Here is a 23,518-nt window from a genome sequence, read left to right on the forward strand (position 1 = left end):
CCTCTTCTAGTTTTTATTTGGGGTAAAATGATCGTTTTCAATCAAGTGTAAAAATTGCTGGGTAATGCTAGCAAAGATACTGTTTTGGTCTAACATTTCTTTCGGGAAATAAAAACGATTATCTCCGTGGCGACTACCAGCAAGGGATTGGACGATAGGAGACAGGCTAGAGAGTTCGGCTAGTTTTCCATTTTTTTGTAAAATCTCAATCTGTGTCCGTGGATTTTCAGATTCGGGACGATAGATATCATAAGGGAGGTCGAAGTTCTTATGAATGGCAGTGTAGTAGTCGGGATCAAAGCCGATGTCCTCAACCAATTTTCTCATGCTGGCGAGTTGGTCTTGGTCTTCTTGTGAAAAGGTAATGGATTTAAAGACCTTGCGGTTGACAAAGCGCTGTGATAAGTCTGCAAGAATCTTATCAGGACTGGTCATCCAGAGCTGGAAGTAGGTATTCATCACACCATCATCCAGAGCCAGATAGTCAGATAAGGTCACATTTTTTTCAAAGAAAGGCAGGAGGTGTGGAGAAGTTCGTGCAAAGAAGTTCTTATCTTCAGGGTAGAGTTCCTTGGCGCGCTTGAGGAGATTCTGTAGGAGAACTTCCATAGCGCGTGTTGCTGGGTGGAAATAAACCTGCATATACATCTGGTAACGGCTGAGGACGTAGTCTTCGATGGCATGCATGCCATTGCGCTGAAAGGCGATACCATTTTCGACAGGACGAATGACTCGGAGGATGCGAGTCAGGTCAAATTCCCCATAGGATGCTCCAGTAAAATAGGAGTCGCGCAAGAGATAGTCCATGCGGTCTGCATCAATCTGACTAGAAATGAGTTGCACGACCTGCTTGTTAGGGTAGGTATGGTCTATGACACTGGCAACCTTTTCTGGGAAATCTGGCGCCACTTGTAGCAGGACTTGGTGAATCTCCGTTTCAGGACTTTGGATAATCTCCTGAGTAATGGCTTCATGGTTTGTATCAAAGAGATGTTCAAAAGTATGGGAGTAGGCACCATGTCCAAGGTCGTGTAGGAGAGCAGCGGTCATGGTGAGGAGTGATTCGGCAGGATTCCATTCTTCAGGATATTTCTCTTCAAAAATCTCTGTGATGCGTCGTGCAATTTCATAGACGCCTAGACAATGAGAGAAGCGACTGTGTTCCCCACCGTGGAAGGTATAACTGGAAGTTCCCAGTTGTTTGATACGACGCAAACGCTGAAATTCTTTTGTATTAATCAAGTCATAGATGATTTGATTATTGACATGGATGTAGTTGTGAACTGGGTCACGGAATACTTTTTCGTTCATATGACCATTATAGCAAAATCCTGCTCTTTTTGGTAAAATAGTAGGACAAGAGACAAGAAAGAGGACCTGATGTGAAGATTCGGATGCGAAATACGATTCAGTTTGATGAGCAGTTGGAAGTGATTGACCAGCTTTATGACGTGGAAGTGCATGAAAAAGGAGATTATAGCTACCTGCTTTTCTATAATGAGGAAAAGGAAAAAGTGGTTATTAAATTTCATGGTCAAGAACTGGTGATGAGCCGATTTTCCAATCCCAAGACCATTATGCGCTTTTTAAAGGATAGTGATAGTTTAGCCTATATTCCCACACCTATGGGCATGCAGGAATTTATCATCCAAACGAGCCATTATCAAGTTGATGGGCAAAAGATTGAGCTAGATTATCAACTACAAAATCAAGAGGGACATCCCTTTGCCAGCTATCAATTGGAAATTACTTGGGGATAAGAAAAAGGTTGGCTCTCGCCAACCTTATTTGATATAGAGTTCTTGATTTTTTAGGACAATTTCACGGACATTTGAGAATTTTTTGAGTTTTTTAAATTCTTCTGGATGAGTGATGAGAGTAATAACATAACCTTCCTTGCCCATACGGCCAGTACGTCCAGCGCGGTGAGTGTAGATTTCGATATCTCTAGGAACATCAAAGTTTACGACACACTCTAGACTATCGATATCAATCCCACGTGCCAGAAGGTCTGTTGCAAGAAGCAGGGTTAGTTGCTTGTCTTTAAACTTTTCTAAGATGACTTTTCTAAATTTGACATTGACATCACTAGCGAGGGAAACAGCCAAGATATCCCGATACTGTAGTTTTTCTTCTGCACTTCCAAGGTCTGATAAGCTGTTAAAGAAGACCAGACCGCGGAAATCCTCTACATGAGACAGTTTTCGTAGCATATCCACTCGGTGACGTTGATCTACCTGCATGTAGAAGTGTTGGATGTTGTCCAATTTTTGGTCAGAGAGATCAATGGTTCGCGTGTTAGGCGCAATCTTTTCTTGGTCAAACTTGGTCGTCGCACTCATATAGACGAGTTGGTGGTCACGAGGTGCGTAGTGAGTAATTTTCTCGACAAAGTGTATCTGAGAATCATCGAGCAATTGGTCGAATTCATCCAGAATGATGGTTTCCACATTCATCATCTTGATTTTTTTCAATTTAATTAGTTCAAAGATACGGCCAGGAGTTCCAATCAGAATTTCTGGTCCTTTCTTTAGGCGTTCAATCTGGCGTTTCTGACTCGAACCTGATAAGAAGAGTTGGGCAGTTAAGCCGATAGCTTCAGCCCACGTTTTACATACATCAAAAATCTGTCCAGCAAGCTCAGTATTTGGTGCTAGAATCAAGAGTTGTTGGGCTTTTTTCTTTTGTAGTCTGAGAAGACTTGGTAGAAGGTAAGCTAGGGTCTTACCAGTTCCCGTTGGGCTCACTCCTAGGAGGTTTTCTCCAGCAAGAAGGGGCTCAAATAGTTGGGTTTGAATGGGAGTGAATTCTTGGAAACCGAGTTGGTCACTCAGTTCTTGCCATTCAGTCGGTAGTTTGTTTTTCATTTTTCTGCCTCAAATCTAATGCCAGCAGTCTGGCGCATAGTATATAGTAGTTCATGAACTGAACTTGCATTCTCCAGCCAAGTTTGGTAGAGATTCAGATCTGGTTGCTGGATCATGTGTTCAAATGCAGCGACTTCCTCAGTCATCGTATGAGGAGCCTGTTGGATAGGGAGTTGGATTTGATTGCCTTGATGGTCGGTAAAAATAACTGAGCTGACATGTTCGATGGTGTTGAGGGTCAAGGTACCATCTGTCGTATAAATCTCGCAAGGGAGATTGGAAGTGATGTTTTTTCCAGCCTTGATATGAACTTGAAAGTCTGGGTAGAAGAGGATTCCGTCACCATTTAGGTCAATGCTATTGTTAAGCTGTTGAGCCTGATAGGTTGCATCCTTAGCTTTTCCAAAGAGACGAACGGCAGTGTAGAGAGGATAAATCCCCAAATCCATGAGAGCACCGCCAGCAAAACGATCTGAGAAGACATTTGGTGTTTCCCCAGCCAATAAGTTAGGCATTTTGGAAGAATACTTGGCATAGTGGAAATCTGCTCCTAAAATTTGTTTGTCAGCTAAAAATTCCTTGACAGTAGTAAAAGCTTTCTCGTGGTAATTACGAGCTGCTTCGAAGATAAAACAGTGATTTTTCTCAGCTGTTTGAACCAAATCCAGCCATTCTTGTGGCTGAGTGACAGCTGGCTTTTCAAGAATGACGTGTTTACCAGCAGACAAGGTAGCTTTTGCCTGAGCAAAATGCAAGGAGTTTGGGCTAGCAATATAGACCACATCAAAGGAGCCCTTGAAGAAGTCCTCTATTTGATCAAAGAGTTGGATATTCTGATAGCGGGAAGCAAAGGTTGCGGCAGTTTCTAGTTTTCTAGAATAGACTGCGACCATCTGGTATTCTCCACTAGCATGGGCTGCTTCTATGAAATGATGGCTGATAGCCCCTGTTCCGATGACGCCTAATTTAAGCATAGTTACTCCTTTTCCGATTTCAAATCCTTCTTTCATTATAACATAGATAGACGGGACTATCCAATAGAGGGGAAAAAATTTCAAATAAGCTACTAGGTCTTTTCCAAAGAAAGTGGTACAATAATGAGATGAGTAAATGAAATGGGAGGGAAAATGAGGTTATTACCTATAAGAAAAATATCACGTCAGTCTAAGAGGCTAGCGCTTTTTTTGACTTTTTGTGCAGGATATGTAGACGCTTATACTTTTATTGTGCGAGGGAATACTCTTGTAGCTGGACAAACTGGGAATGTCGTCTTTCTATCAGTGGGGATCATTCAACACAATGTTTCAGATGCTAGTGCCAAAGTAATGACCTTGCTAGCTTTTATGATGGGGGTCTTTTTACTAACGATTTATAAGGAAAAATTGAGAATTGTGAAAAAGCCCATTCTGTCATTGATTCCTTTGGCAATCTTATCAATCATTATTGGTTTTGTGCCGCAAACTGTAGATAATATCTATCTAGTGCCGCCCTTGGCTTTCTGTATGGGACTGGTGACCACTGCTTTTGGTGAGGTTTCGGGTATTGCCTACAATAATGCCTTTATGACAGGGAATATCAAACGGACCATGCTAGCTTTTGGAGATTATTTCCGAACCAAGCACACTCCTTTTTTACGTGAAGGGATTATCTTTGTAAGCTTGCTTAGTAGTTTTGTCCTTGGCGTTGTCTTTTCAGCCTATTTGACGATTTTCTATCATGAAAAGACCATTCTTGGTGTTCCCATTATGATGAGCATTTTTTACCTCAGCATGCTTTTTGCCAAGTGGCGGAAAAAAGTAAAAGAAAAAGCTTCATTTTAGGTGTTATTACTTGTAAGAAAATAAGAGATATGCTATACTTGAAGAGTTGACTATGCACGTTCCTGTGCAACCGCACGAACATCGTTGCTTGATTATTTAAGTTTAAGCGGTTCGTCCCACGATGCTAGGCGAGTCTTCACAAAAAAATCGGGGTAACCCATAAAAATCATAGGAGGTGCATAATGAGCACATACGCAATTATCAAAACTGGCGGAAAACAAGTTAAAGTTGAAGTTGGTCAAGCAGTTTACGTTGAAAAATTGAACGTTGAAGCTGGTCAAGAAGTTACTTTTAACGAAGTTGTTCTTGTTGGTGGTGAAAACACTGTTGTCGGAACTCCACTTGTTGCTGGAGCTACTGTAGTTGGAACTGTTGAAAAACAAGGAAAACAAAAGAAAGTTGTTACTTACAAGTACAAACCTAAAAAGGGTAGCCACCGTAAACAAGGTCACCGTCAACCATATACAAAAGTTGTCATCAACGCAATCAACGCTTAATTTTAAGGAGAACACATGATACAGGCAGTCTTTGAGAGAGCCGAAGATGGCGAGCTGAGGAGTGCGGAAATTACTGGACACGCCGAGAGTGGCGAATACGGCTTTGATGTCGTGTGTGCATCGGTTTCTACGCTTGCCATTAACTTTATCAATTCTATTGAAAAATTTGCAGGCTATGAACCAATCCTAGAATTAAACGAAGATGAAGGTGGTTATCTGATGGTTGAAATTCCAAAAGATCTTCCTTCACACCAGAGAGAAATGACCCAGTTATTCTTTGAATCATTTTTCTTAGGTATGGCAAACTTATCGGAGAACTCTTCTGAGTTCGTCCAAACCAGAGTTATCACAGAAAACTAACACGGAGGAAAACATTATGTTAAAAATGACTCTTAACAACTTGCAACTTTTCGCCCACAAAAAAGGTGGAGGTTCTACATCAAACGGACGTGATTCACAAGCAAAACGTCTTGGAGCTAAAGCAGCTGACGGACAAACTGTAACAGGTGGATCAATCCTTTACCGTCAACGTGGTACACACATCTACCCAGGTGTAAACGTTGGACGTGGTGGAGACGATACTTTGTTTGCTAAAGTTGAAGGCGTAGTACGCTTTGAACGTAAAGGACGCGATAAAAAACAAGTTTCTGTTTACCCAATCGCAAAATAAAAAGGTCCAGTGAACCTTTTTATCCCGAGCCTTGAAATGTAAAGGCGAGGAAGCTAGAAGTAGCGTTAAATAAGGCTTTCCGAGTTTTCGGAGAGCCTCTTTTTTTGTTTTGGTACCCATATTTTAAAAACCAATGTAAGAAGCGAATTTGTCAGCAACTTTGTCTTTTAGATACAATCATAAAATAGTGGAATGTGAACCTTTTACAGTAATATAGTTTATGATGGAATAAGATATTGTAAAAATTGCTAAGGTCTGATATTATAATTGTATCTCATAGAAAAGTAAGCAGAATGAAAGGATGTGAACTTGTGTGAAAAAGATGATCACAATAATAGTCTGTTTAATCTCTTTTCTTGTTCTATCTGCTTGTGTCAGTAAGAAAAAACTTATTCTTCCTGAACCTGAAACGATCTCTGTAATTTCTATTCAGAAAAAACTCTCTGAAAATGTTAAAACAATAACCAAGAGAGAAGAAATCTTAAAATTGATTGAGGAGATACAGAAACAGTCCAAATCTACAACTTTTGAGAGTTTCAATGATCAACCGACAAATGTTAAAGATTACATCATTATCAAATTCACTCATCAGAATGAAGAAAATGATAGTGTAGCCTATCTATATACTATAAAAGAAAAACAGTATATTGAACAACCTTATGTTGGGATTTGGGAGGTAAGTCCAGATATAGCTAATAGGATTGAAGAGACTTTTTCATAAATTTATAGTAAATCGAATTTGTATCATGTTTTAAACGGTAAATCAACAAGATTTGCTGTTTTTATTTGTTTGAAATAAAATGAGGACTTAAAAAAGATATCATTCTAATTCTTGTATTAGGATGTTAGAGAATTCATTTAGATTTGAAAGTTTCCTGACTTTTTTCCTTTTTGGAAAACTTCTAAAATATGGTATAATGAAAAGATAAAGAAGTTGGGGGTAGAAGATGAACATTCAACAATTACGCTATGTTGTGGCTATTGCCAATAGCGGTACTTTCCGTGAAGCTGCTGAAAAGATGTATGTTAGTCAACCGAGTCTGTCTATTTCTGTTCGTGATTTGGAAAAAGAGTTGGGCTTTAAGATTTTCCGTCGGACCAGCTCAGGGACTTTCTTGACTCGTCGTGGTATGGAATTCTATGAAAAAGCGCAAGAATTGGTTAAAGGATTTGATATTTTTCAAAATCAGTATGCCAATCCTGAGGAAGAAAAAGATGAATTTTCCATTGCTAGTCAGCACTATGATTTCTTGCCACCAACCATTACGGCCTTTTCAGAGCGCTATCCTGATTATAAGAACTTCCGTATTTTTGAATCAACTACTGTTCAAATATTAGACGAAGTAGCGCAAGGGCATAGTGAGGTTGGGATTATCTACCTCAACAATCAAAATAAAAAGGGTATCATGCAACGGGTTGAAAAGCTAGGCCTTGAGGTCATTGAATTGATTCCCTTCCATACCCATATTTATCTCCGTGAGGGGCATCCTTTGGCTCAGAAAGAGGAATTGGTTATGGAGGATTTAGCGGATCTACCAACGGTTCGTTTTACTCAAGAAAAAGACGAGTATCTTTATTACTCAGAGAATTTTGTCGATACCAGCGCTAGCTCGCAGATGTTCAATGTGACAGACCGTGCTACCTTGAATGGTATTTTGGAGCGGACAGACGCCTATGCGACAGGTTCTGGATTTTTAGATAGTGATAGTGTTAATGGCATTACTGTTATTCGTCTCAAGGATAATTTGGATAATCGCATGGTCTATGTTAAACGTGAGGAAGTGGAACTTAGTCAGGCTGGAACTCTTTTCGTAGAAGTCATGCAAGAATATTTTGATCAGAAGAGGAAATCATGAAAAAAAGAGGAATAGTGGCAGTCATTGTACTGCTTTTGATTGCGCTGGATCAGTTAGTAAAATCCTATATCGTCCAGCAGATTCCACTGGGTGAGGTTCGCTCTTGGATTCCCAATCTCGTTAGCTTGACCTACCTGCAAAATCGAGGGGCAGCCTTTTCTATCTTACAAGATCAGCAGTTGTTATTCGCTGTCATTACTCTGGTTGTCGTGGCAGGTGCCATTTGGTATTTGCACAAACACATGGAAGACTCAATCTGGATGGTGATTGGCTTAACCTTAATCATCGCTGGAGGTCTTGGAAACTTTATTGACAGAATCAGTCAGGGCTTTGTTGTGGATATGTTCCACTTGGACTTTATCAATTTTGCAATTTTCAATGTGGCAGATAGCTATCTGACGGTTGGAGTGATTATTTTATTGATTGCAATGTTAAAAGAGGAAATAAATGGAAATTAAAATTGAAACTGGTGGCCTGCGTTTGGATAAGGCTTTGTCAGATTTGACTGAATTATCACGTAGTCTCGCGAATGAACAAATTAAATCAGGCCAGGTATTGGTCAATGGCCAAGTCAAGAAAGCTAAATACACTGTCCAAGAGGGCGATGTCGTCACTTACCATGTGCCAGAACCAGAGGTTTTAGAGTATGTGGCTGAGAATCTTCCTTTAGAAATCGTCTACCAAGATGAGGATGTGGCCGTTGTTAACAAACCTCAAGGGATGGTGGTACATCCAAGTGCTGGTCATACTAGTGGAACCTTGGTCAATGCCCTCATGTATCATATTAAGGACTTGTCTGGTATCAATGGGGTTCTGCGTCCAGGAATTGTTCACCGTATTGACAAGGACACGTCAGGTCTTCTCATGATTGCTAAAAATGATGAGGCCCACTTAGCACTTGCCCAAGAACTCAAGGATAAAAAGTCTCTCCGCAAATATTGGGCGATTGTTCATGGAAATCTGCCCAATGATCGCGGTGTGATTGAAGCACCGATTGGCCGGAGTGAAAAAGACCGTAAGAAACAGGCTGTGACTGCTAAAGGAAAGCCTGCAGTGACCCGTTTCCACGTTTTGGAACGTTTTGGTGATTATAGCTTAGTGGAGTTGCAACTGGATACAGGACGTACCCACCAAATCCGTGTCCATATGGCTTATATTGGCCATCCAGTTGCTGGTGATGAAGTCTATGGACCACGCAAGACTCTGAAAGGATATGGACAATTTCTTCATGCCAAGACTTTAGGTTTTACTCATCCGAGAACAGGTGAGACCCTGGAATTTACAGCAGATATCCCAGATATTTTTAAGGAAACATTGGAGAGTTTGAGAAAGAATTAGACGTGATAAAAGGTTGAGATGACTTGTCTCGACCTTTTTCCTATCAACTCTTTTCTATTTCCTGTCATTCATGTTATAATGGATAAATATGAAGAATCGGAGTGAGACTATGAAATACAAACGGATTGTCTTTAAGGTGGGGACTTCTTCTTTGACAAATGAGGATGGAAGTTTATCACGTAGTAAGGTAAAGGCTATTACCCAGCAGTTGGCTATGTTGCACGAAGCTGGTCATGAGTTGATTTTGGTGTCGTCGGGAGCCATTGCGGCTGGTTTTGGAGCCTTAGGATTTAAAAAGCGCCCGACTAAGATTGCTGATAAACAGGCTTCAGCAGCGGTAGGACAAGGGCTTTTATTGGAAGAATACACGACCAATCTTCTCTTGCGCCAGATCGTTTCTGCACAAATCTTGCTGACCCAAGATGACTTTGTGGATAAGCGTCGTTATAAAAATGCCCATCAGGCTTTGTCAGTTCTACTTAGCCGTGGCGCGATTCCTATTATCAATGAGAATGACAGTGTCGTTATTGATGAGCTCAAGGTTGGGGACAATGATACTCTAAGTGCTCAGGTAGCAGCCATGGTTCAAGCAGACCTTTTAGTCCTCTTGACAGATGTGGACGGTCTCTATACTGGAAATCCTAATTCAGATTCAAGAGCCAAACGCTTGGAGAAAATTGAGACCATCAATCGTGAGATTATTGATATGGCTGGTGGTGCCGGTTCTTCAAATGGAACTGGGGGCATGCTGACAAAAATCAAAGCTGCAACTATTGCGACAGAATCAGGAGTTCCTGTTTATATCTGCTCATCCTTGAAGTCAGACGCTATGATTGAGGCGGCTGAGGAGACCAAGGATGGTTCCTACTTTGTTGCGCAAGAGAAGGGACTTCGTACCCAGAAACAATGGCTGGCCTTCTATGCTCAGAGCCAAGGTTCTATTTGGGTTGATAAAGGAGCTGCAGAAGCTCTCTCTCAACACGGAAAGAGTCTTCTCTTATCTGGTATTGTTGAAGCAGAAGGAGCCTTTTCTTACGGTGATATCGTGACAGTATTTGACAAGGAAAGTGGAAAATCACTTGGAAAAGGACGTGTGCAATTTGGAGCATCTGCTTTGGAGGATATGTTGCGTTCTCAAAAAGCCAAGGGTGTCTTGATTCACCGTGACGACTGGATTTCCATTACTCCTGAAATCCAACTACTCTTTACAGAATTTTAGAGGTAAATTATGGTAAGTACACAAGAACAATTTGAACAGGTACAGGCTGTTAAAAAATCGATCAATACAGCTAGTGAAGAGGTGAAAAACCAAGCCTTGCTAGCCATGGCTGATCACTTATCAGCAGCTACTGAAGAAATTTTAGCAGCCAATGCCCTTGATATGGAAGTGGTCAAAGGTAAAATCTCAGATGTGATGCTGGATCGTCTTTATTTGGATGCAGGTCGTATAGAAGCAATGGCAACTGGGATTCGTGAAGTGGTTGCTTTACCAGATCCAATCGGTGAAGTTTTAGAAACCAATCATCTTGAAAATGGTTTGGTTATCACCAAAAAACGTGTGGCTATGGGAGTAATCGGTATTATCTATGAAAGCCGTCCAAATGTGACGTCTGATGCGGCTGCCTTGGCTCTTAAAAGTGGAAATGCAGTTGTTCTTCGTAGTGGTAAGGATGCCTATCAAACAGCCCATGCCATTGTCACAGCCCTGAAGAAGGGTTTGGAGACCACGACCATTCATCCAGATGTGATTCAACTAGTGGAAGATACTAGCCGTGAAAGTAGTTATGCTATGATGAAGGCAAAGGGATATCTAGACCTTCTCATTCCTCGTGGAGGAGCTGGTTTGATCAATGCAGTGGTTGAGAATGCTATTGTACCAGTTATCGAGACAGGAACTGGGATTGTCCATGTCTATGTGGATAAGAACGCAGACGAAGACAAGGCTCTCTCTATCATCAACAATGCCAAAACCAGTCGTCCTTCTGTCTGCAATGCCATGGAGGTTCTACTTGTTCATGAAGACAAGGCAGCAATCTTCCTTCCTCGCTTGGAGCAAGTGCTGGTTGAGAATCGAAAAGAAGCTGGGTTGGAACCAATTCAATTCCGCTTGGATGAAAAAGCAAGTCAGTTTGTTTCAGGTCAAGCAGCTGAGGCCCAAGACTTTGACACCGAGTTTTTAGACTATGTCCTAGCGGTTAAGGTTGTGAGCAGTTTAGAAGAAGCGGTTGCGCATATTGAAGCCCACAGTACTCATCATTCGGATGCCATTGTGACGGAAAATGCTGAAGCAGCAGCTTACTTTACAGATCAAGTGGACTCTGCAGCGGTTTATGTCAATGCCTCAACTCGTTTCACCGATGGTGGCCAATTTGGTCTTGGTTGTGAAATGGGGATTTCTACTCAGAAATTGCACGCGCGTGGTCCCATGGGCTTGAAGGAGTTGACTAGCTACAAGTATGTGGTTACTGGTGACGGACAGATAAGGGAGTAAGAGATGAAGATTGGATTTATCGGCTTGGGGAATATGGGTGCTAGCTTGGCCAAAGCTGTCTTGCAGGCCAAGACGGGCGATGATCTTCTCCTTGCCAATCGTAGCCAAGCCAAGGTAGTTGCTTTCATTGCAGACTTTGGTGGTCAGGCTTCCAGCAACGAAGAAATCTTTGCAGAAGCAGATGTGATTTTTCTAGGTGTTAAGCCAGCTCAGTTCTCAGACTTGCTTTCTCAATACCAGACCATCCTTGAAAAAAGAGAAAGTCTTCTTTTGATTTCCATGGCAGCTGGATTGACCTTGGAAAAACTGGCTAGTCTTCTTCCAAGTCAGCACCGAATTATTCGTATGATGCCAAATACCCCTGCTTCTATCGGGCAAGGAGTGATTAGTTATGCCATATCAGCAAACTGTCGTGCTGAGGACAGTGAACTTTTTTGTCAGCTTTTAGCCAAGGCTGGTCTCTTGATTGAACTTGGGGAAAGCTTAATTGATGCAGCGACAGGTCTTGCAGGTTGTGGGCCGGCCTTTGTCTATCTTTTTATTGAGGCCTTGGCAGATGCAGGTGTTCAGACAGGATTGCCAAGAGAAACGGCATTGAAAATGGCAGCTCAAACAGTTGTCGGCGCTGGACAATTGGTCCTAGAAAGCCAAGAGCATCCTGGGGTCTTAAAAGATAAAGTTTGTAGCCCAGGTGGTTCGACTATCGCTGGCGTAGCAAGTCTAGAAGCGCATGCTTTCCGAGGAACAGTCATGGATGCAGTTGGTCAAGCCTACAAACGAACACAAGAATTAGGTAAATAAGAGGTAGTTTTATCTGCCTCTTTTATGGTGGTTGAAATGAGAAGAAAAAAGATTGTCACAAACCCCCATTTTTTTGATAGAATAGAAGTAGTAAAAAAGAAATGAGTTAGACATGTCAAAAGGATTTTTAGTCTCTCTTGAGGGACCAGAGGGAGCAGGAAAGACCAGTGTTTTAGAGGCTCTGCTACCAATTTTAGAGGAAAAAGGGGTAGAGGTGCTGACGACCCGTGAACCTGGCGGAGTCTTGATTGGGGAGAAGATTCGGGAAGTGATTTTGGACCCAAGTCATACTCAGATGGATCCTAAAACGGAACTCCTTCTCTATATCGCCAGTCGCAGACAGCACTTGGTGGAAAAAGTTCTCCCTGCCCTTGCAGCTGGCAAGTTGGTCATTATGGATCGCTTCATCGATAGTTCTCTTGCCTATCAGGGATTTGGTCGTGGCTTGGATATTGATGCCATTGATTGGCTCAATCACTTTGCGACAGATGGCCTTAAACCCGATTTGACCCTCTATTTTGACATCGAGGTGGAAGAAGGACTGGCTCGCATTGCTGCTAATAGTGACCGCGAGGTCAATCGTTTGGACTTGGAAGGGTTGGACTTGCATAAAAAAGTCCGTCAAGGTTACCTTTCTCTTCTGGACAAAGAAGGAAGTCGTATTGTCAAGGTTGATGCTAGTTTTCCTTTGGAGCAAGTTGTGGAAACTACCAAGGCAGTTTTGTTTGAGAGAATGGACTTGACTAAATGAAACAAGATCAACTAAAGGCTTGGCAACCAGCCCAGTTTGACCGTTTTGTCCGTATTCTAGAACAAGACCAGCTCAATCACGCCTATCTTTTTTCAGGATTCTTTGGAAGCTTGGAAATGGCGCAATTTTTGGCTAAGAGCCTCTTTTGTACAGATAAAGTAGGTGTTTTACCATGTGAGAAATGCCGGAATTGTAAACTGATTGAACAGGGAGAATTTCCCGATGTCACTTTGATTAAGCCAGTCAATCAGGTCATCAAGACAGAACGGATTAGAGAATTGGTGGGGCAGTTTTCTCAAGCAGGGATTGAAAGCCAGCAGCAGGTCTTTATTATCGATCAAGCTGAGAAAATGCACCCTAATGCAGCCAATTCTTTGCTCAAGGTCATCGAAGAACCCCAGAGTGAGGTTTACATTTTCTTCTTAACTAGCGATGAGGAAAAGATCTTACCGACAATCCGAAGTCGGACCCAGATTTTCCACTTTAAAAAGCAAGAAGAAAAACTCATCTTGCTCTTAGAACAAATGGGGCTGGTTAAGAAAAAAGCAACTCTCTTAGCCCAGTTTAGTCAATCACGAGCTGAAGCAGAAAAGTTGGCTAATCAGGCAGGCTTTTGGACCTTGGTCGATGAAAGTGAACGCCTGCTGACTTGGTTAGTGGCTAAGAAAAAAGAAAGTTATCTGCAGGTTGCTAAATTAGCCAACTTGGCAGATGATAAGGAAAAACAAGATCAGGTTTTACGGATTCTTGAAGTCCTCTGTGGGCAGGACCTCCTGCAAGCAAGAGTTAGAGTGATTCTACAAGATTTGCTAGAAGCTAGAAGAATGTGGCAAGCTAATGTCAGCTTTCAAAATGCCATAGAATATCTGGTCTTGAAAGAAATATAAACTCAAAAATGAATGATAAAGAAAGGAAAGAGCTGTTTTATGGACAAAAAAGAATTATTTGACGCGCTGGACGATTTTTCCCAACAGTTATTGGTAACCTTGGCCGATGTGGAAGCCATCAAGAAAAATCTCAAGAGCCTGGTAGAGGAAAATACAGCTCTTCGTTTGGAAAATAGTAAGTTGCGCGAACGCTTGGGTGAGGTGGAAGCAGATGCTCCTGTCAAGGCCAAGCATGTTCGTGAAAGTGTCCGTCGGATTTATAAAGACGGATTTCACGTATGTAATGATTTTTATGGACAACGTCGAGAGCAGGACGAGGAATGTATGTTCTGTGACGAGTTGTTATACAGGGAGTAGGCATGCAGATTCAAAAAAGTTTTAAGGGGCAGTCTCCCTATGGCAAGCTGTACCTAGTGGCAACGCCGATTGGCAATCTAGATGATATGACCTTTCGAGCAATCCAGACCTTGAAAGAAGTGGACTGGATTGCTGCTGAGGACACGCGCAATACTGGGCTTTTGCTCAAGCATTTTGATATTTCTACTAAGCAGATTAGTTTTCATGAGCACAATGCCAAGGAAAAAATTCCTGATTTGATTGGTTTCTTGAAAGCAGGACAAAGTATTGCTCAGGTATCCGATGCAGGTTTGCCAAGCATCTCAGACCCTGGTCATGATTTGGTTAAGGCAGCTATTGAGGAAGAAATTGCAGTTGTCACTGTTCCAGGTGCCTCTGCAGGAATTTCTGCCTTGATCGCTAGTGGTTTAGCGCCACAGCCACATATCTTTTACGGCTTTTTACCGAGAAAGTCAGGCCAGCAAAAGCAATTTTTCGACTCGAAAAAAGACTATCCTGAAACACAAATTTTCTATGAATCCCCTCATCGTGTAGCAGATACGTTGGAAAATATGCTAGCAGTTTATGGCGACCGCTCGGTGGTCTTGGTTAGAGAATTGACCAAAATCTATGAAGAATATCAAAGAGGTACAATTTCTGAATTGCTGGAAAGCATCGCTGAAACGCCACTTAAGGGAGAATGCCTTCTCATCGTTGAAGGTGCCAGTCAGGATGTAGAAGAAAAAGACGAGGAAGACTTATTTTCAGAAATCCAAGCCCGTATCCAGCAAGGCATGAAGAAAAATCAAGCCATTAAGGAAGTCGCTAAGATTTACCAGTGGAATAAAAGTCAGCTATACGCTGCCTACCACGACTGGGAAGAAAATCAAGAAAATGACTAAACAGGGAAGTTTGCCTTCTTCCCTTTTTTTGTTATACTAGTAGAAGAAAAAAATAGAAAGATTTGTGGGAGTGAAAAAGTCCGGGGGACTTTTTCAGCCTGAGCCAAGAAACTCGAAAGCGAAGTAAGTCCTGTGGACTTTTTCAGCCTGAGCCAAGAAATTCGAAAACTCTTAAGTTTGATTGGCTTTTTCAATGTGAACCTTGTCTTCACACTCCCAAAGAGGTATTAGTGTCGTGTCTCAATCTTATATCAATGTTATCGGTGCTGGTTTGGCAGGTTCTGAAGCAGCCTACCAAATTGCAGAACGTGGTATTCCAGTTAAACTTTATGAAATGCGTGGTGTCAAGTCAACACCTCAACACAAAACAGACAATTTTGCAGAGTTAGTTTGTTCTAATTCCCTTCGTGGAGATGCTCTGACAAATGCAGTTGGTCTTCTTAAGGAAGAAATGCGTCGCTTGGGTTCTGTTATTTTGGAATCTGCTGAAGCAACCCGTGTTCCTGCAGGTGGTGCTCTTGCGGTGGACCGTGATGGTTTCTCCCAAATGGTGACCGAAAAAGTTGCCAACCATCCCTTGATTGAAGTGGTTCGTGATGAAATTACAGAATTGCCGACAGATGTTATCACAGTTGTCGCTACTGGTCCGTTGACTAGCGATGCCCTGGCTGAAAAGATTCATGCCCTTAATGATGGCGATGGTTTCTATTTCTACGATGCGGCAGCGCCTATTATCGATGTCAACACCATTGATATGAGCAAGGTCTATCTCAAGTCTCGATACGATAAGGGAGAAGCGGCTTACCTTAACGCTCCTATGACCAAGCAAGAATTTATGGATTTCCATGAAGCCTTGGTTAATGCGGAAGAAGCACCGCTCAATTCTTTTGAAAAAGAAAAGTACTTTGAAGGCTGTATGCCTATCGAAGTCATGGCTAAACGAGGTATTAAAACCATGCTCTATGGCCCTATGAAGCCAGTTGGACTTGAGTATCCAGACGATTATACAGGCCCTCGTGATGGAGAATTCAAAACACCTTATGCGGTTGTGCAACTTCGTCAGGATAATGCGGCTGGTAGTCTCTACAATATTGTTGGTTTCCAAACCCACCTCAAATGGGGAGAACAAAAGCGTGTCTTCCAAATGATTCCAGGCCTTGAAAATGCGGAGTTTGTACGTTATGGTGTCATGCACCGCAATTCTTATATGGATTCACCAAATCTTCTTGAGCAAACCTATCGTTCCAAGAAACAGCCAAATCTCTTCTTTGCTGGTCAAATGACGGGTGTGGAAGGCTATGTAGAGTCAGCTGCGTCAGGATTAGTTGCGGGAATTAACGCGGCTCGTCTTTTCAAGGGAGAAAGTGAAGCAATCTTCCCAGAGACAACAGCGATTGGAAGTCTAGCTCATTACATCACCCATGCGGACAGCAAACATTTCCAACCAATGAATGTCAATTTTGGAATCATCAAGGAGTTGGAAGGCGAACGTATTCGTGATAAGAAGGCTCGTTATGAAAAAATTGCAGAGCGTGCCCTCAGCGCTTTAGAGGAATTTTTAACTGTCTAATTTTTTTGAAAGAATTGCTCATGATACTATAAAAATCTTAGAAATTGTGATAAAATAGGTAGGATAAAAGAAGGAGAGTGAAAATGGCGAATCCCAAGTATAAACGTATTTTAATTAAGTTATCAGGTGAAGCCCTTGCCGGTGAACGTGGCGTAGGGATTGATATCCAAACAGTTCAAACAATCGCAAAAGAGATTCAAGAAGTTCATAGCTTAGGTATCGAAATTGCCCTTGTTATCGGTGGAGGAAATCTCTGGCGTGGTGAACCTGCTGCAGAAGCAGGAATGGATCGCGTTCAGGCAGATTACACAGGAATGCTTGGGACTGTTATGAATGCTCTTGTGATGGCAGATTCATTGCAACAAGTTGGTGTTGATACGCGTGTTCAAACAGCCATTGCCATGCAACAAGTGGCAGAGCCTTATGTCCGTGGACGTGCCCTTCGCCACCTTGAAAAAGGCCGTATCGTCATCTTTGGTGCAGGAATTGGTTCACCTTACTTCTCAACAGATACAACAGCGGCCCTTCGTGCAGCAGAAATCGAAGCAGATGCTATCCTTATGGCCAAAAATGGCGTAGATGGTGTTTACAATGCCGATCCTAAGAAAGATAAGACAGCCGTTAAGTTTGAAGAATTGACCCACCGTGATGTTATTAACAAAGGTCTTCGTATCATGGACTCTACAGCTTCAACTCTGTCAATGGATAACGACATTGACTTGGTTGTCTTCAACATGAACCAACCAGGCAACATCAAGCGTGTTGTATTTGGTGAAAATATCGGAACAACAGTTTCAAATAATATCGAAGAAAAGGAATAAGAAAGATTATGGCTAACGCAATTATTGAAAAAGCTAAAGAAAGAATGACCCAATCTCATCACTCACTTGCTCGTGAATTTGGTGGTATTCGTGCCGGCCGTGCCAATGCAAGCTTGCTTGACCGTGTACATGTAGAATACTATGGAGTAGAAACTCCTCTGAACCAAATCGCTTCAATTACCATTCCAGAAGCGCGTGTTTTGTTGGTAACACCATTTGACAAGTCTTCATTGAAAGACATCGAACGTGCCTTAAACGCTTCTGATCTTGGTATCACACCAGCTAATGACGGTTCTGTGATTCGCTTGGTTATCCCAGCTCTTACAGAAGAAACTCGTCGTGACCTTGCTAAAGAAGTGAAGAAGGTTGGTGAGAATGCTAAAGTGGCTGTCCGCAATATCCGTCGTGATGCTATGGATGAAGCTAAGAAACAAGAAAAAGCAAAAGAAATCACTGAAGACGAATTGAAGACTCTTGAAAAAGATATTCAAAAAGTAACAGACGATGCTGTGAAACACATCGACGATATGACTGCCAATAAAGAAAAAGAACTTTTGGAAGTCTAAAAATAAACAGAAAAACTCAGTTGGCATTGCTGGCTGAGTTTTATTCGAAAGAAGGAAATATGAATACAAATCTAGCAAGTTTTATCGTTGGACTCATCATCGATGAAAATGACCGGTTTTACTTTGTGCAAAAGGATGGTCAAACCTATGCACTTGCCAAGGAAGAAGGTCAGCATACAGTAGGGGATACGGTTAAAGGTTTTGCCTACGCGGATATGAAGCAAAAACTCCGCTTGACCACTCTAGAAGTGACTGCCACTCAAGACCAATTTGGTTGGGGCCGTGTCACAGAGGTTCGTAAGGACTTGGGTGTCTTTGTGGATACAGGCCTTCCTGACAAGGAAGTCGTTGTGTCACTCGATATTCTCCCGGAACTCAAGGAACTCTGGCCTAAGAAGGGTGACCAACTCTACATCCGTCTTGAAGTGGACAAGAAAGACCGTATATGGGGACTTTTGGCTTATCAAGAAGACTTCCAACGTCTAGCTCGTCCTGCATATAACAACATGCAGAACCAAAACTGGCCAGCCATTGTTTACCGCCTCAAGCTGTCAGGAACTTTTGTTTACCTACCAGAAAATAATATGCTTGGTTTTATTCACCCAAGTGAGCGTTATGCAGAACCACGTTTGGGGCAAGTCTTAGATGCGCGTGTCATTGGTTTCCGTGAAGTGGACCGTACCTTGAACCTCTCTCTCAAACCACGTTCCTTTGAAATGTTGGAAAACGATGCTCAGATGATTTTGACCTACTTGGAAAGCAATGGCGGTTTCATGACCTTAAATGATAAGTCATCTCCTGATGACATCAAGGCAACCTTTGGCATTTCTAAAGGTCAGTTCAAGAAAGCACTCGGTGGCTTGATGAANGCTGGTAAAATCAAGCAAGACCAGTTTGGTACTGAGTTGATCTAGGTCTTATAGACATGATAAAGAAATTTGAAGAAATGAGTTTAGAGGAACTCTGGCAACTTTTTCCTATTTTTCTAGTAGAGCACAAGTCAGAGTGGAAAGACTGGTATGAATTGGAGAAAACAAGTCTGAAAAAATATTGGGTGCAAATGTTATTAAAAGAATAGAACATATCGGTAGCACTGCTATCCCTAATATTTGGGCCAAAAATATTGTTGATATTCTGTTAGAAGTAGGTAGAATAGAGGATTTAGCAAGAGTTAGGGATTTATTGGTGAAGAATGGGTGGCTAGTGATGTCGGAGAGTCCTAACAGGATTTCGCTAAATAAAGGATATACAGAGCAGGGATTTGCTGAGAAAGTTTTTCATTTACATTTGCGAATGAAGGGAGATCATAACGAGATTTATTTTAGAGATTATCTCTGCCAGCATCCAGATATCGCCCAAGCATATCAGGAATTAAAACTCAGTTTGTGGAAACAATTTGAACACAATCGAGACGCCTATACAGATGCGAAAACGAATTTTATAAACCACTATGTGTCAGAGGCTAAGTCCAGTAATTTTTAAAAATCAGAAAAGTTTCATCAAAAAAAGTCTTGATAGGAGAAAGAATTGAGAAAATCATTTTACACTTGGCTCATGACCGAGCGCAATCCTAAAAGTAACAGCCCTAAAGCCATTTTGGCAGATCTCGCTTTTGAAGAGTCAGCCTTTCCAAAACACACAGATGATTTTGATGAGGTGAGTCGCTTTTTAGAAGAACATGCCAGTTTCTCTTTTAACCTAGGAGACTTTGACGCCATCTGGCAAGAATACTTAGAACACTAGCATGATTCATTGGGTTTGGGCTAGTAATTTCTCCACCCCTTTGCTATAATAAAAAGAAATAAAAGGATTAGAGAGGTTCTTTATTTGAAGGAACATTCAATAGACATTCAACTGAGTCATCCAGATGACCTGTTTCATCTTTTTGGTTCCAATGAACGCCATCTTCGTTTGATGGAAGAAGAGCTTGATGTTGTGATTCATGCCCGTACGGAGATTGTGCAGGTTTTGGGAGAAGAAGCTGCATGTGAGGAAGCCCGTCAGGTTATCCAAGCCTTGATGGTTTTGGTGAATCGTGGGATGACCGTTGGCACGCCAGATGTGGTAACTGCGATTAGCATGGTCAAAAACGATGAAATCGACAAGTTTGTCGCCCTTTACGAAGAAGAAATCATCAAAGACAATACTGGGAAACCGATACGTGTCAAAACCTTAGGTCAAAAACTTTATGTGGATAGTGTCAAACAGCATGATGTGACCTTTGGAATTGGGCCAGCAGGTACAGGGAAGACCTTCCTTGCAGTGACCTTGGCTGTGACAGCTCTTAAACGTGGTCAGGTTAAGCGGATTATCCTAACACGCCCGGCAGTGGAAGCTGGCGAGAGTCTAGGTTTTCTTCCGGGTGATCTTAAAGAGAAGGTAGATCCTTACCTTCGACCTGTTTATGATGCCTTGTATCAGATTCTAGGCAAAGACCAGACGACTCGTCTCATGGAGCGTGAAATTATCGAGATTGCACCCCTTGCCTATATGCGTGGACGGACCTTGGAGGATGCTTTTGTCATTCTCGATGAGGCGCAAAACACGACCATCATGCAGATGAAGATGTTCTTAACTCGTTTAGGCTTTAATTCTAAGATGATTGTCAATGGAGATATCAGTCAGATTGACTTACCACGTAATGTCAAGTCAGGTTTGATTGATGCCCAAGAGAAACTCAAGAACATCCATCAGATTGACTTTGTTCATTTTTCAGCCAAGGATGTGGTTCGCCATCCCGTTGTCGCTCAGATTATCCGAGCTTATGAACCAGCTCCAGTTAAAAATGAAGAGCGTGAAGAAGTCCAAGAAGAAACAGAATAGAAAAAAAGAGCAGTTCAGGTGGAATTGCTCTTTCTTTTATCTGATAATTAGATTTTTTATACTAGTTCATCAATTGGAATATGTCTTTTATCGAGTCCTTGGGCTACTGGAAGACTGGTTAAGTAACCTTGATAAGTGGTCACACCTTGACGCAAGCCCTCATCTTCAGATATTGCTCGTACAAAACCTTTACCAGCCAAAGCTTCGATATAAGGAAGAGTGACATTGGTTAGGGCGATGGTTGAAGTACGGGCTACAGCACCGGGGATGTTAGCAACGGCATAGTGGAGAACGCCGTGTTTTTTATAGACGGGTTCATCGTGCGTTGTCACACGGTCAGCTGTCTCTATAACGCCCCCTTGGTCAACAGCAACGTCAACGATGACTGATCCTGGACGCATTTGCTTGACCATCTCATCTGTCACCAATTTTGGTGCTTTGGCACCTGGGATGAGAACCGCCCCAATAACAACATCCGCATCTCTCACACTGGCTTCGATGTTAAATGAATTGGACATGAGAGTTTGAATTTGGTGACCAAAGACCTCCTCTAAAACGGAGAGACGTTTAGCACTGATATCAAGGATGGTTACTTGAGCACCAAGACCAAGCGCAATTCGAGCAGCATGGGTCCCTACGACACCGCCACCGATGATGGTTACTTTCCCTTTAGGTACACCCGGCACACCACCCAGTAAGACACCAGAACCTCCTGCTTGCTTAGTTAGGAAATGAGCACCGATTTGGACTGCCATACGGCCTGCAACCTCACTCATAGGTACGAGGAGTGGTAATTGTCCTTGATTATCACGAACAGTTTCATAGGCAATCCCAGTTGTTTTAGCGGCTAGCATAGCATCTGCTAATTCAGGAGCAGCGGCCATGTGCAAGTAGGTAAAGAGAAGTAGGTCGTCACGCAAGTACTCATATTCAGAAGCTAATGGTTCTTTTACTTTCACGACTAACTCTGCAGCCCAAGCTTCACCAGCAGTAGCGACAATCTCAGCTCCATGCTTTTGATAGTCATCATCAGTAAAGCCAGAACCGAGACCAGCATTTGTTTCGATTAGGACGCGATGACCACGACCAACTAAGCTGTGGACACCAGCAGGTGTGAGGGCGACACGGTTTTCATTATTCTTAATTTCTTTTGGAATTCCGATTAACATAGAGAAAAACTCCCTTTCTATTGACGGGTTATAAATGATTTATCACAATTATCTATAAAATAAGGTGATGATTTTATTCTATATGAAAACGCTTTAAAAAGCAAGAAAAATTTGTTATCACTTCTTTTTTATGCTAGACTGGTAGAAAATATTTTTAAATGGAGGAGAAGTATGGAATCAATTTTTGTAAAGCTTGCCCAGTATCCGTATATAGAAACGGAGCATTTATTGCTTAGACCTGTAACTTTGGATGATGCAGAAGCTATGTTTGAGTGTGCATCAGATAAGAAAAAAGGAGATTCTCTTGGACGAAAAGCAAATTATAAAGTTAAAGGACGTTGAATTTGTAGGAATTGGTACTTTTGAAGGGGAAATAGTTTTTTTTGATAAGAAAACAGGCAGGATGTTCTTAGGTCATTCTAAAACAAAGTTTAAAGTGTCTCCTGTTGCTTTCTCAGCAGGAGCAACACTTATACTTTATGTGATTGTAAGAGAAATAAGTAAAATTCAGGTATTCAGTGGTTTTTGGCCCTTGATTTTTGGTTTTTTTCTAATGATCATTGTCTCAAAACTCCTCTACAGACCTGCTTTGAATGAAGAATTAATTATTAGTCCTTTTGTACTTTCAAACGTTGATATGATAACTTTTCTTAAAAACGAGAAGAAAAATATAGTGAAGAGTCATCTCATCATACTACTGGGATTTCTTTTTCCAGTGCTTTTTTCTATAGTTTATTTATTGACTTCTAATTTTTTATTTTTGTTTTTAGCCATTTTATTTTTTATGTTTCCTCTATTGTTATTAAACACGAAACCAATACAGAGATTTAAAGTAGTTCATATGTTAGACAAAAAATATTCCACTAAGGAAAATGATATATGAAAAAATATTTAAAAAATATGGTTCCGATAGGAACAATTGATAAAAATCCAGTTTATTTTGATAAAAAAGATTCTAGTTTATACATAGTAAGAAAAAAGACTTCTTTTTTGGAAACTGCTGGCAGTAGCATGATCATGATTATTTATGGCATAATTGGAAAAGTCAATTCCAAATACTATTCAACCATTCTGGGAAGATATCAATTTCTAATGATTGGCATCCTGATTTCCTTTATAATAGCCTTTGTTGTTTGTTATGCGACCTTCCATCGTGAGAGAGAAGTGGAAAAACTTCAATTAGAGGAAAAAGCAATGAGGGACTTTGTGTTAAGAGAACGAAAAAATATCTTGTTTACTTATTTATCTCTTATCATATTACCACTAATTATAATATTCTTTGCATACCTCTTTATCACATATAGCAACATTTCATGGGGAGTTGTTTCAGTTTTATTTATGACTATATATTTT

General features: G+C 41.4%; 28 protein-coding genes, 3 pseudogenes and 1 other annotated feature. Of the genes and pseudogenes, 26 read left to right on the forward strand and 5 right to left on the reverse strand.

Features of this window, described 5'->3' with window-relative positions:
- Nucleotides 1-6 precede the first annotated feature (6 nt).
- Nucleotides 7-1,311, reverse strand: a complete 1,305-nt coding sequence (locus tag D8837_RS04505; protein ID WP_125456335.1) for an HD domain-containing protein — start codon at nucleotides 1,309-1,311, stop codon at nucleotides 7-9.
- Nucleotides 1,312-1,382: 71 nt separating this feature from the next.
- Here D8837_RS04505 and D8837_RS04510 point away from each other — a divergent pair, with 71 nt between their 5' ends.
- Entirely contained in the window at nucleotides 1,383-1,760 is a 378-nt protein-coding gene (locus D8837_RS04510; RefSeq protein ID WP_004238036.1) for a DUF1934 domain-containing protein, read from the forward strand.
- 24 nt (nucleotides 1,761-1,784) lie between these two features.
- Here the strand turns inward: D8837_RS04510 and D8837_RS04515 are convergent, their stop codons facing one another.
- Both D8837_RS04515 and D8837_RS04520 read right to left on the reverse strand, forming a co-directional pair.
- Nucleotides 1,785-2,867 (reverse strand): DEAD/DEAH box helicase, encoded by a 1,083-nt coding sequence (locus tag D8837_RS04515; protein WP_125456336.1) that lies wholly within the window; start codon nucleotides 2,865-2,867, stop codon nucleotides 1,785-1,787.
- On the reverse strand, nucleotides 2,864-3,841 hold the full coding sequence (locus tag D8837_RS04520; RefSeq protein WP_125456337.1) for a Gfo/Idh/MocA family protein: 978 nt from the start codon (nucleotides 3,839-3,841) through the stop codon (nucleotides 2,864-2,866). The genes D8837_RS04515 and D8837_RS04520 overlap by 4 nt, the downstream gene beginning before the upstream one ends.
- Before the next feature lie 141 nt (nucleotides 3,842-3,982).
- Between D8837_RS04520 and D8837_RS04525 the strand changes: the two genes are divergently transcribed.
- From D8837_RS04525 to D8837_RS04545, 5 genes are all read left to right on the forward strand, one after another.
- Nucleotides 3,983-4,687 (forward strand): YoaK family protein, encoded by a 705-nt coding sequence (locus tag D8837_RS04525; RefSeq protein ID WP_125456338.1) that lies wholly within the window; start codon nucleotides 3,983-3,985, stop codon nucleotides 4,685-4,687.
- 58 nt (nucleotides 4,688-4,745) lie between these two features.
- Nucleotides 4,746-4,833, forward strand: a sequence feature (ribosomal protein L21 leader region).
- Nucleotides 4,834-4,869: 36 nt separating this feature from the next.
- Nucleotides 4,870-5,184 carry a 50S ribosomal protein L21 gene (gene rplU, locus D8837_RS04530; protein WP_000109141.1) on the forward strand — a complete coding sequence of 105 codons (315 nt, stop codon included), beginning with the start codon at nucleotides 4,870-4,872 and terminating at the stop codon, nucleotides 5,182-5,184.
- A 15-nt stretch (nucleotides 5,185-5,199) separates the two neighbouring features.
- Nucleotides 5,200-5,544 (forward strand): ribosomal-processing cysteine protease Prp, encoded by a 345-nt coding sequence (locus D8837_RS04535; protein WP_000613694.1) that lies wholly within the window; start codon nucleotides 5,200-5,202, stop codon nucleotides 5,542-5,544.
- A 16-nt stretch (nucleotides 5,545-5,560) separates the two neighbouring features.
- On the forward strand, nucleotides 5,561-5,854 hold the full coding sequence (gene rpmA, locus D8837_RS04540) for a 50S ribosomal protein L27 (protein ID WP_000916509.1): 294 nt from the start codon (nucleotides 5,561-5,563) through the stop codon (nucleotides 5,852-5,854).
- A gap of 322 nt (nucleotides 5,855-6,176) precedes the next feature.
- Nucleotides 6,177-6,575, forward strand: a complete 399-nt coding sequence (locus tag D8837_RS04545) for a DUF5301 domain-containing protein (RefSeq protein WP_398575069.1) — start codon at nucleotides 6,177-6,179, stop codon at nucleotides 6,573-6,575.
- Between the two features lie 159 nt (nucleotides 6,576-6,734).
- Here D8837_RS04545 and D8837_RS09725 read toward each other — a convergent pair.
- Nucleotides 6,735-6,809, reverse strand: a pseudogene (locus D8837_RS09725) (AraC family transcriptional regulator); the annotation flags it as partial.
- Between D8837_RS09725 and D8837_RS04550 the strand changes: the two are divergent.
- From D8837_RS04550 to D8837_RS04635, 17 genes and pseudogenes are all read left to right on the forward strand, one after another.
- On the forward strand, nucleotides 6,802-7,710 hold the full coding sequence (locus tag D8837_RS04550) for a LysR family transcriptional regulator (RefSeq protein WP_125456340.1): 909 nt from the start codon (nucleotides 6,802-6,804) through the stop codon (nucleotides 7,708-7,710). The pseudogene D8837_RS09725 and the gene D8837_RS04550 sit on opposite strands and share 8 nt — an antisense overlap.
- The gene (lspA, locus tag D8837_RS04555) at nucleotides 7,707-8,168 is read left to right on the forward strand and encodes a signal peptidase II (protein WP_125456341.1); all 462 of its coding nucleotides are present in this window, start codon (nucleotides 7,707-7,709) and stop codon (nucleotides 8,166-8,168) included. The genes D8837_RS04550 and lspA overlap by 4 nt, the downstream gene beginning before the upstream one ends.
- Nucleotides 8,158-9,048 carry an RluA family pseudouridine synthase gene (locus tag D8837_RS04560; protein WP_125456342.1) on the forward strand — a complete coding sequence of 297 codons (891 nt, stop codon included), beginning with the start codon at nucleotides 8,158-8,160 and terminating at the stop codon, nucleotides 9,046-9,048. Before lspA ends, D8837_RS04560 begins: the two co-directional genes overlap by 11 nt.
- A gap of 109 nt (nucleotides 9,049-9,157) precedes the next feature.
- Nucleotides 9,158-10,267, forward strand: a complete 1,110-nt coding sequence (proB, locus tag D8837_RS04565; protein WP_221762426.1) for a glutamate 5-kinase — start codon at nucleotides 9,158-9,160, stop codon at nucleotides 10,265-10,267.
- 9 nt (nucleotides 10,268-10,276) lie between these two features.
- Nucleotides 10,277-11,539, forward strand: a complete 1,263-nt coding sequence (locus tag D8837_RS04570; protein ID WP_125456344.1) for a glutamate-5-semialdehyde dehydrogenase — start codon at nucleotides 10,277-10,279, stop codon at nucleotides 11,537-11,539.
- Nucleotides 11,540-11,542: 3 nt separating this feature from the next.
- The gene (gene proC, locus D8837_RS04575) at nucleotides 11,543-12,340 is read left to right on the forward strand and encodes a pyrroline-5-carboxylate reductase (protein WP_125456345.1); all 798 of its coding nucleotides are present in this window, start codon (nucleotides 11,543-11,545) and stop codon (nucleotides 12,338-12,340) included.
- A gap of 112 nt (nucleotides 12,341-12,452) precedes the next feature.
- Nucleotides 12,453-13,091 carry a dTMP kinase gene (gene tmk, locus D8837_RS04580; RefSeq protein WP_125456346.1) on the forward strand — a complete coding sequence of 213 codons (639 nt, stop codon included), beginning with the start codon at nucleotides 12,453-12,455 and terminating at the stop codon, nucleotides 13,089-13,091.
- On the forward strand, nucleotides 13,088-13,978 hold the full coding sequence (locus tag D8837_RS04585; RefSeq protein WP_125456347.1) for a DNA polymerase III subunit delta': 891 nt from the start codon (nucleotides 13,088-13,090) through the stop codon (nucleotides 13,976-13,978). The genes tmk and D8837_RS04585 overlap by 4 nt, the downstream gene beginning before the upstream one ends.
- Before the next feature lie 39 nt (nucleotides 13,979-14,017).
- A complete protein-coding gene (gene yabA, locus D8837_RS04590) occupies nucleotides 14,018-14,335 on the forward strand; it encodes a DNA replication initiation control protein YabA (protein WP_000358227.1) in 318 nt (105 codons plus the stop codon).
- 2 nt (nucleotides 14,336-14,337) lie between these two features.
- A complete protein-coding gene (gene rsmI / locus D8837_RS04595; RefSeq protein ID WP_125456348.1) occupies nucleotides 14,338-15,216 on the forward strand; it encodes a 16S rRNA (cytidine(1402)-2'-O)-methyltransferase in 879 nt (292 codons plus the stop codon).
- 235 nt (nucleotides 15,217-15,451) lie between these two features.
- Nucleotides 15,452-16,786: a methylenetetrahydrofolate--tRNA-(uracil(54)-C(5))-methyltransferase (FADH(2)-oxidizing) TrmFO gene (gene trmFO, locus D8837_RS04605; RefSeq protein WP_125456350.1), complete on the forward strand. Its 1,335-nt coding sequence runs from the start codon at nucleotides 15,452-15,454 to the stop codon at nucleotides 16,784-16,786.
- A gap of 83 nt (nucleotides 16,787-16,869) precedes the next feature.
- On the forward strand, nucleotides 16,870-17,607 hold the full coding sequence (pyrH, locus tag D8837_RS04610; protein ID WP_000002996.1) for a UMP kinase: 738 nt from the start codon (nucleotides 16,870-16,872) through the stop codon (nucleotides 17,605-17,607).
- Between the two features lie 8 nt (nucleotides 17,608-17,615).
- Nucleotides 17,616-18,173, forward strand: coding sequence for a ribosome recycling factor (gene frr, locus D8837_RS04615; RefSeq protein WP_033684986.1), 558 nt, complete (start codon nucleotides 17,616-17,618; stop codon nucleotides 18,171-18,173).
- A 59-nt stretch (nucleotides 18,174-18,232) separates the two neighbouring features.
- Nucleotides 18,233-19,087 carry an RNA-binding virulence regulatory protein CvfB gene (gene cvfB, locus D8837_RS04620; RefSeq protein ID WP_125456351.1) on the forward strand — a complete coding sequence of 285 codons (855 nt, stop codon included), beginning with the start codon at nucleotides 18,233-18,235 and terminating at the stop codon, nucleotides 19,085-19,087.
- Nucleotides 19,088-19,098: 11 nt separating this feature from the next.
- Nucleotides 19,099-19,655, forward strand: a pseudogene (locus D8837_RS04625) (GrpB family protein).
- A gap of 45 nt (nucleotides 19,656-19,700) precedes the next feature.
- On the forward strand, nucleotides 19,701-19,916 hold the full coding sequence (locus D8837_RS04630) for a YozE family protein (RefSeq protein ID WP_001232084.1): 216 nt from the start codon (nucleotides 19,701-19,703) through the stop codon (nucleotides 19,914-19,916).
- Between the two features lie 84 nt (nucleotides 19,917-20,000).
- Complete coding sequence (locus tag D8837_RS04635; RefSeq protein ID WP_125456352.1) at nucleotides 20,001-20,996, forward strand: PhoH family protein; 996 nt, start codon at nucleotides 20,001-20,003, stop codon at nucleotides 20,994-20,996.
- Nucleotides 20,997-21,052: 56 nt separating this feature from the next.
- On the opposite strand, the gene ald is transcribed toward D8837_RS04635, so the two are convergent.
- Entirely contained in the window at nucleotides 21,053-22,165 is a 1,113-nt protein-coding gene (gene ald / locus D8837_RS04640) for an alanine dehydrogenase (RefSeq protein ID WP_125456353.1), read from the reverse strand.
- 171 nt (nucleotides 22,166-22,336) lie between these two features.
- Between ald and D8837_RS04645 the strand changes: the two are divergent.
- The 3 genes and pseudogenes from D8837_RS04645 to D8837_RS04655 form a co-directional block, all read left to right on the forward strand.
- Nucleotides 22,337-22,456: pseudogene (locus tag D8837_RS04645) on the forward strand (N-acetyltransferase); the annotation flags it as partial.
- Between the two features lie 13 nt (nucleotides 22,457-22,469).
- Nucleotides 22,470-23,048: a hypothetical protein gene (locus D8837_RS04650; protein WP_045597045.1), complete on the forward strand. Its 579-nt coding sequence runs from the start codon at nucleotides 22,470-22,472 to the stop codon at nucleotides 23,046-23,048.
- Nucleotides 23,045-23,518: hypothetical protein (locus D8837_RS04655; RefSeq protein ID WP_142998995.1), on the forward strand; the 474-nt coding region annotated here is incomplete at its 3' end. The genes D8837_RS04650 and D8837_RS04655, both read left to right, overlap by 4 nt.

The sequence above is a fragment of the Streptococcus mitis genome (assembly GCF_003942965.1).
In the GTDB taxonomy this organism is placed as follows: Bacteria; Bacillota; Bacilli; order Lactobacillales; family Streptococcaceae; genus Streptococcus; species Streptococcus mitis_BH.

Excerpts from the sequence above, each read along its gene's own strand:
- D8837_RS04570 (WP_125456344.1), top strand. The coding sequence starts at position 10,277 with ATGGTAAGTACACAAGAACAATTTGAACAGGTACAGGCTGTTAAAAAA.
- D8837_RS04550 (WP_125456340.1), top strand. The coding sequence starts at position 6,802 with ATGAACATTCAACAATTACGCTATGTTGTGGCTATTGCCAATAGCGGT.
- frr (WP_033684986.1), top strand. The coding sequence starts at position 17,616 with ATGGCTAACGCAATTATTGAAAAAGCTAAAGAAAGAATGACCCAATCT.
- proC (WP_125456345.1), top strand. The coding sequence starts at position 11,543 with ATGAAGATTGGATTTATCGGCTTGGGGAATATGGGTGCTAGCTTGGCC.
- ald (WP_125456353.1), bottom strand. The coding sequence starts at position 22,165 with ATGTTAATCGGAATTCCAAAAGAAATTAAGAATAATGAAAACCGTGTC.
- rsmI (WP_125456348.1), top strand. The coding sequence starts at position 14,338 with ATGCAGATTCAAAAAAGTTTTAAGGGGCAGTCTCCCTATGGCAAGCTG.
- yabA (WP_000358227.1), top strand. The coding sequence starts at position 14,018 with ATGGACAAAAAAGAATTATTTGACGCGCTGGACGATTTTTCCCAACAG.
- D8837_RS04505 (WP_125456335.1), bottom strand. The coding sequence starts at position 1,311 with ATGAACGAAAAAGTATTCCGTGACCCAGTTCACAACTACATCCATGTC.
- rplU (WP_000109141.1), top strand. The coding sequence starts at position 4,870 with ATGAGCACATACGCAATTATCAAAACTGGCGGAAAACAAGTTAAAGTT.
- D8837_RS04515 (WP_125456336.1), bottom strand. The coding sequence starts at position 2,867 with ATGAAAAACAAACTACCGACTGAATGGCAAGAACTGAGTGACCAACTC.
- proB (WP_221762426.1), top strand. The coding sequence starts at position 9,158 with ATGAAATACAAACGGATTGTCTTTAAGGTGGGGACTTCTTCTTTGACA.
- pyrH (WP_000002996.1), top strand. The coding sequence starts at position 16,870 with ATGGCGAATCCCAAGTATAAACGTATTTTAATTAAGTTATCAGGTGAA.
- lspA (WP_125456341.1), top strand. The coding sequence starts at position 7,707 with ATGAAAAAAAGAGGAATAGTGGCAGTCATTGTACTGCTTTTGATTGCG.
- tmk (WP_125456346.1), top strand. The coding sequence starts at position 12,453 with ATGTCAAAAGGATTTTTAGTCTCTCTTGAGGGACCAGAGGGAGCAGGA.
- D8837_RS04525 (WP_125456338.1), top strand. The coding sequence starts at position 3,983 with ATGGGAGGGAAAATGAGGTTATTACCTATAAGAAAAATATCACGTCAG.
- D8837_RS04545 (WP_398575069.1), top strand. The coding sequence starts at position 6,177 with ATGATCACAATAATAGTCTGTTTAATCTCTTTTCTTGTTCTATCTGCT.
- D8837_RS04535 (WP_000613694.1), top strand. The coding sequence starts at position 5,200 with ATGATACAGGCAGTCTTTGAGAGAGCCGAAGATGGCGAGCTGAGGAGT.
- D8837_RS04560 (WP_125456342.1), top strand. The coding sequence starts at position 8,158 with ATGGAAATTAAAATTGAAACTGGTGGCCTGCGTTTGGATAAGGCTTTG.
- D8837_RS04520 (WP_125456337.1), bottom strand. The coding sequence starts at position 3,841 with ATGCTTAAATTAGGCGTCATCGGAACAGGGGCTATCAGCCATCATTTC.
- rpmA (WP_000916509.1), top strand. The coding sequence starts at position 5,561 with ATGTTAAAAATGACTCTTAACAACTTGCAACTTTTCGCCCACAAAAAA.
- D8837_RS04585 (WP_125456347.1), top strand. The coding sequence starts at position 13,088 with ATGAAACAAGATCAACTAAAGGCTTGGCAACCAGCCCAGTTTGACCGT.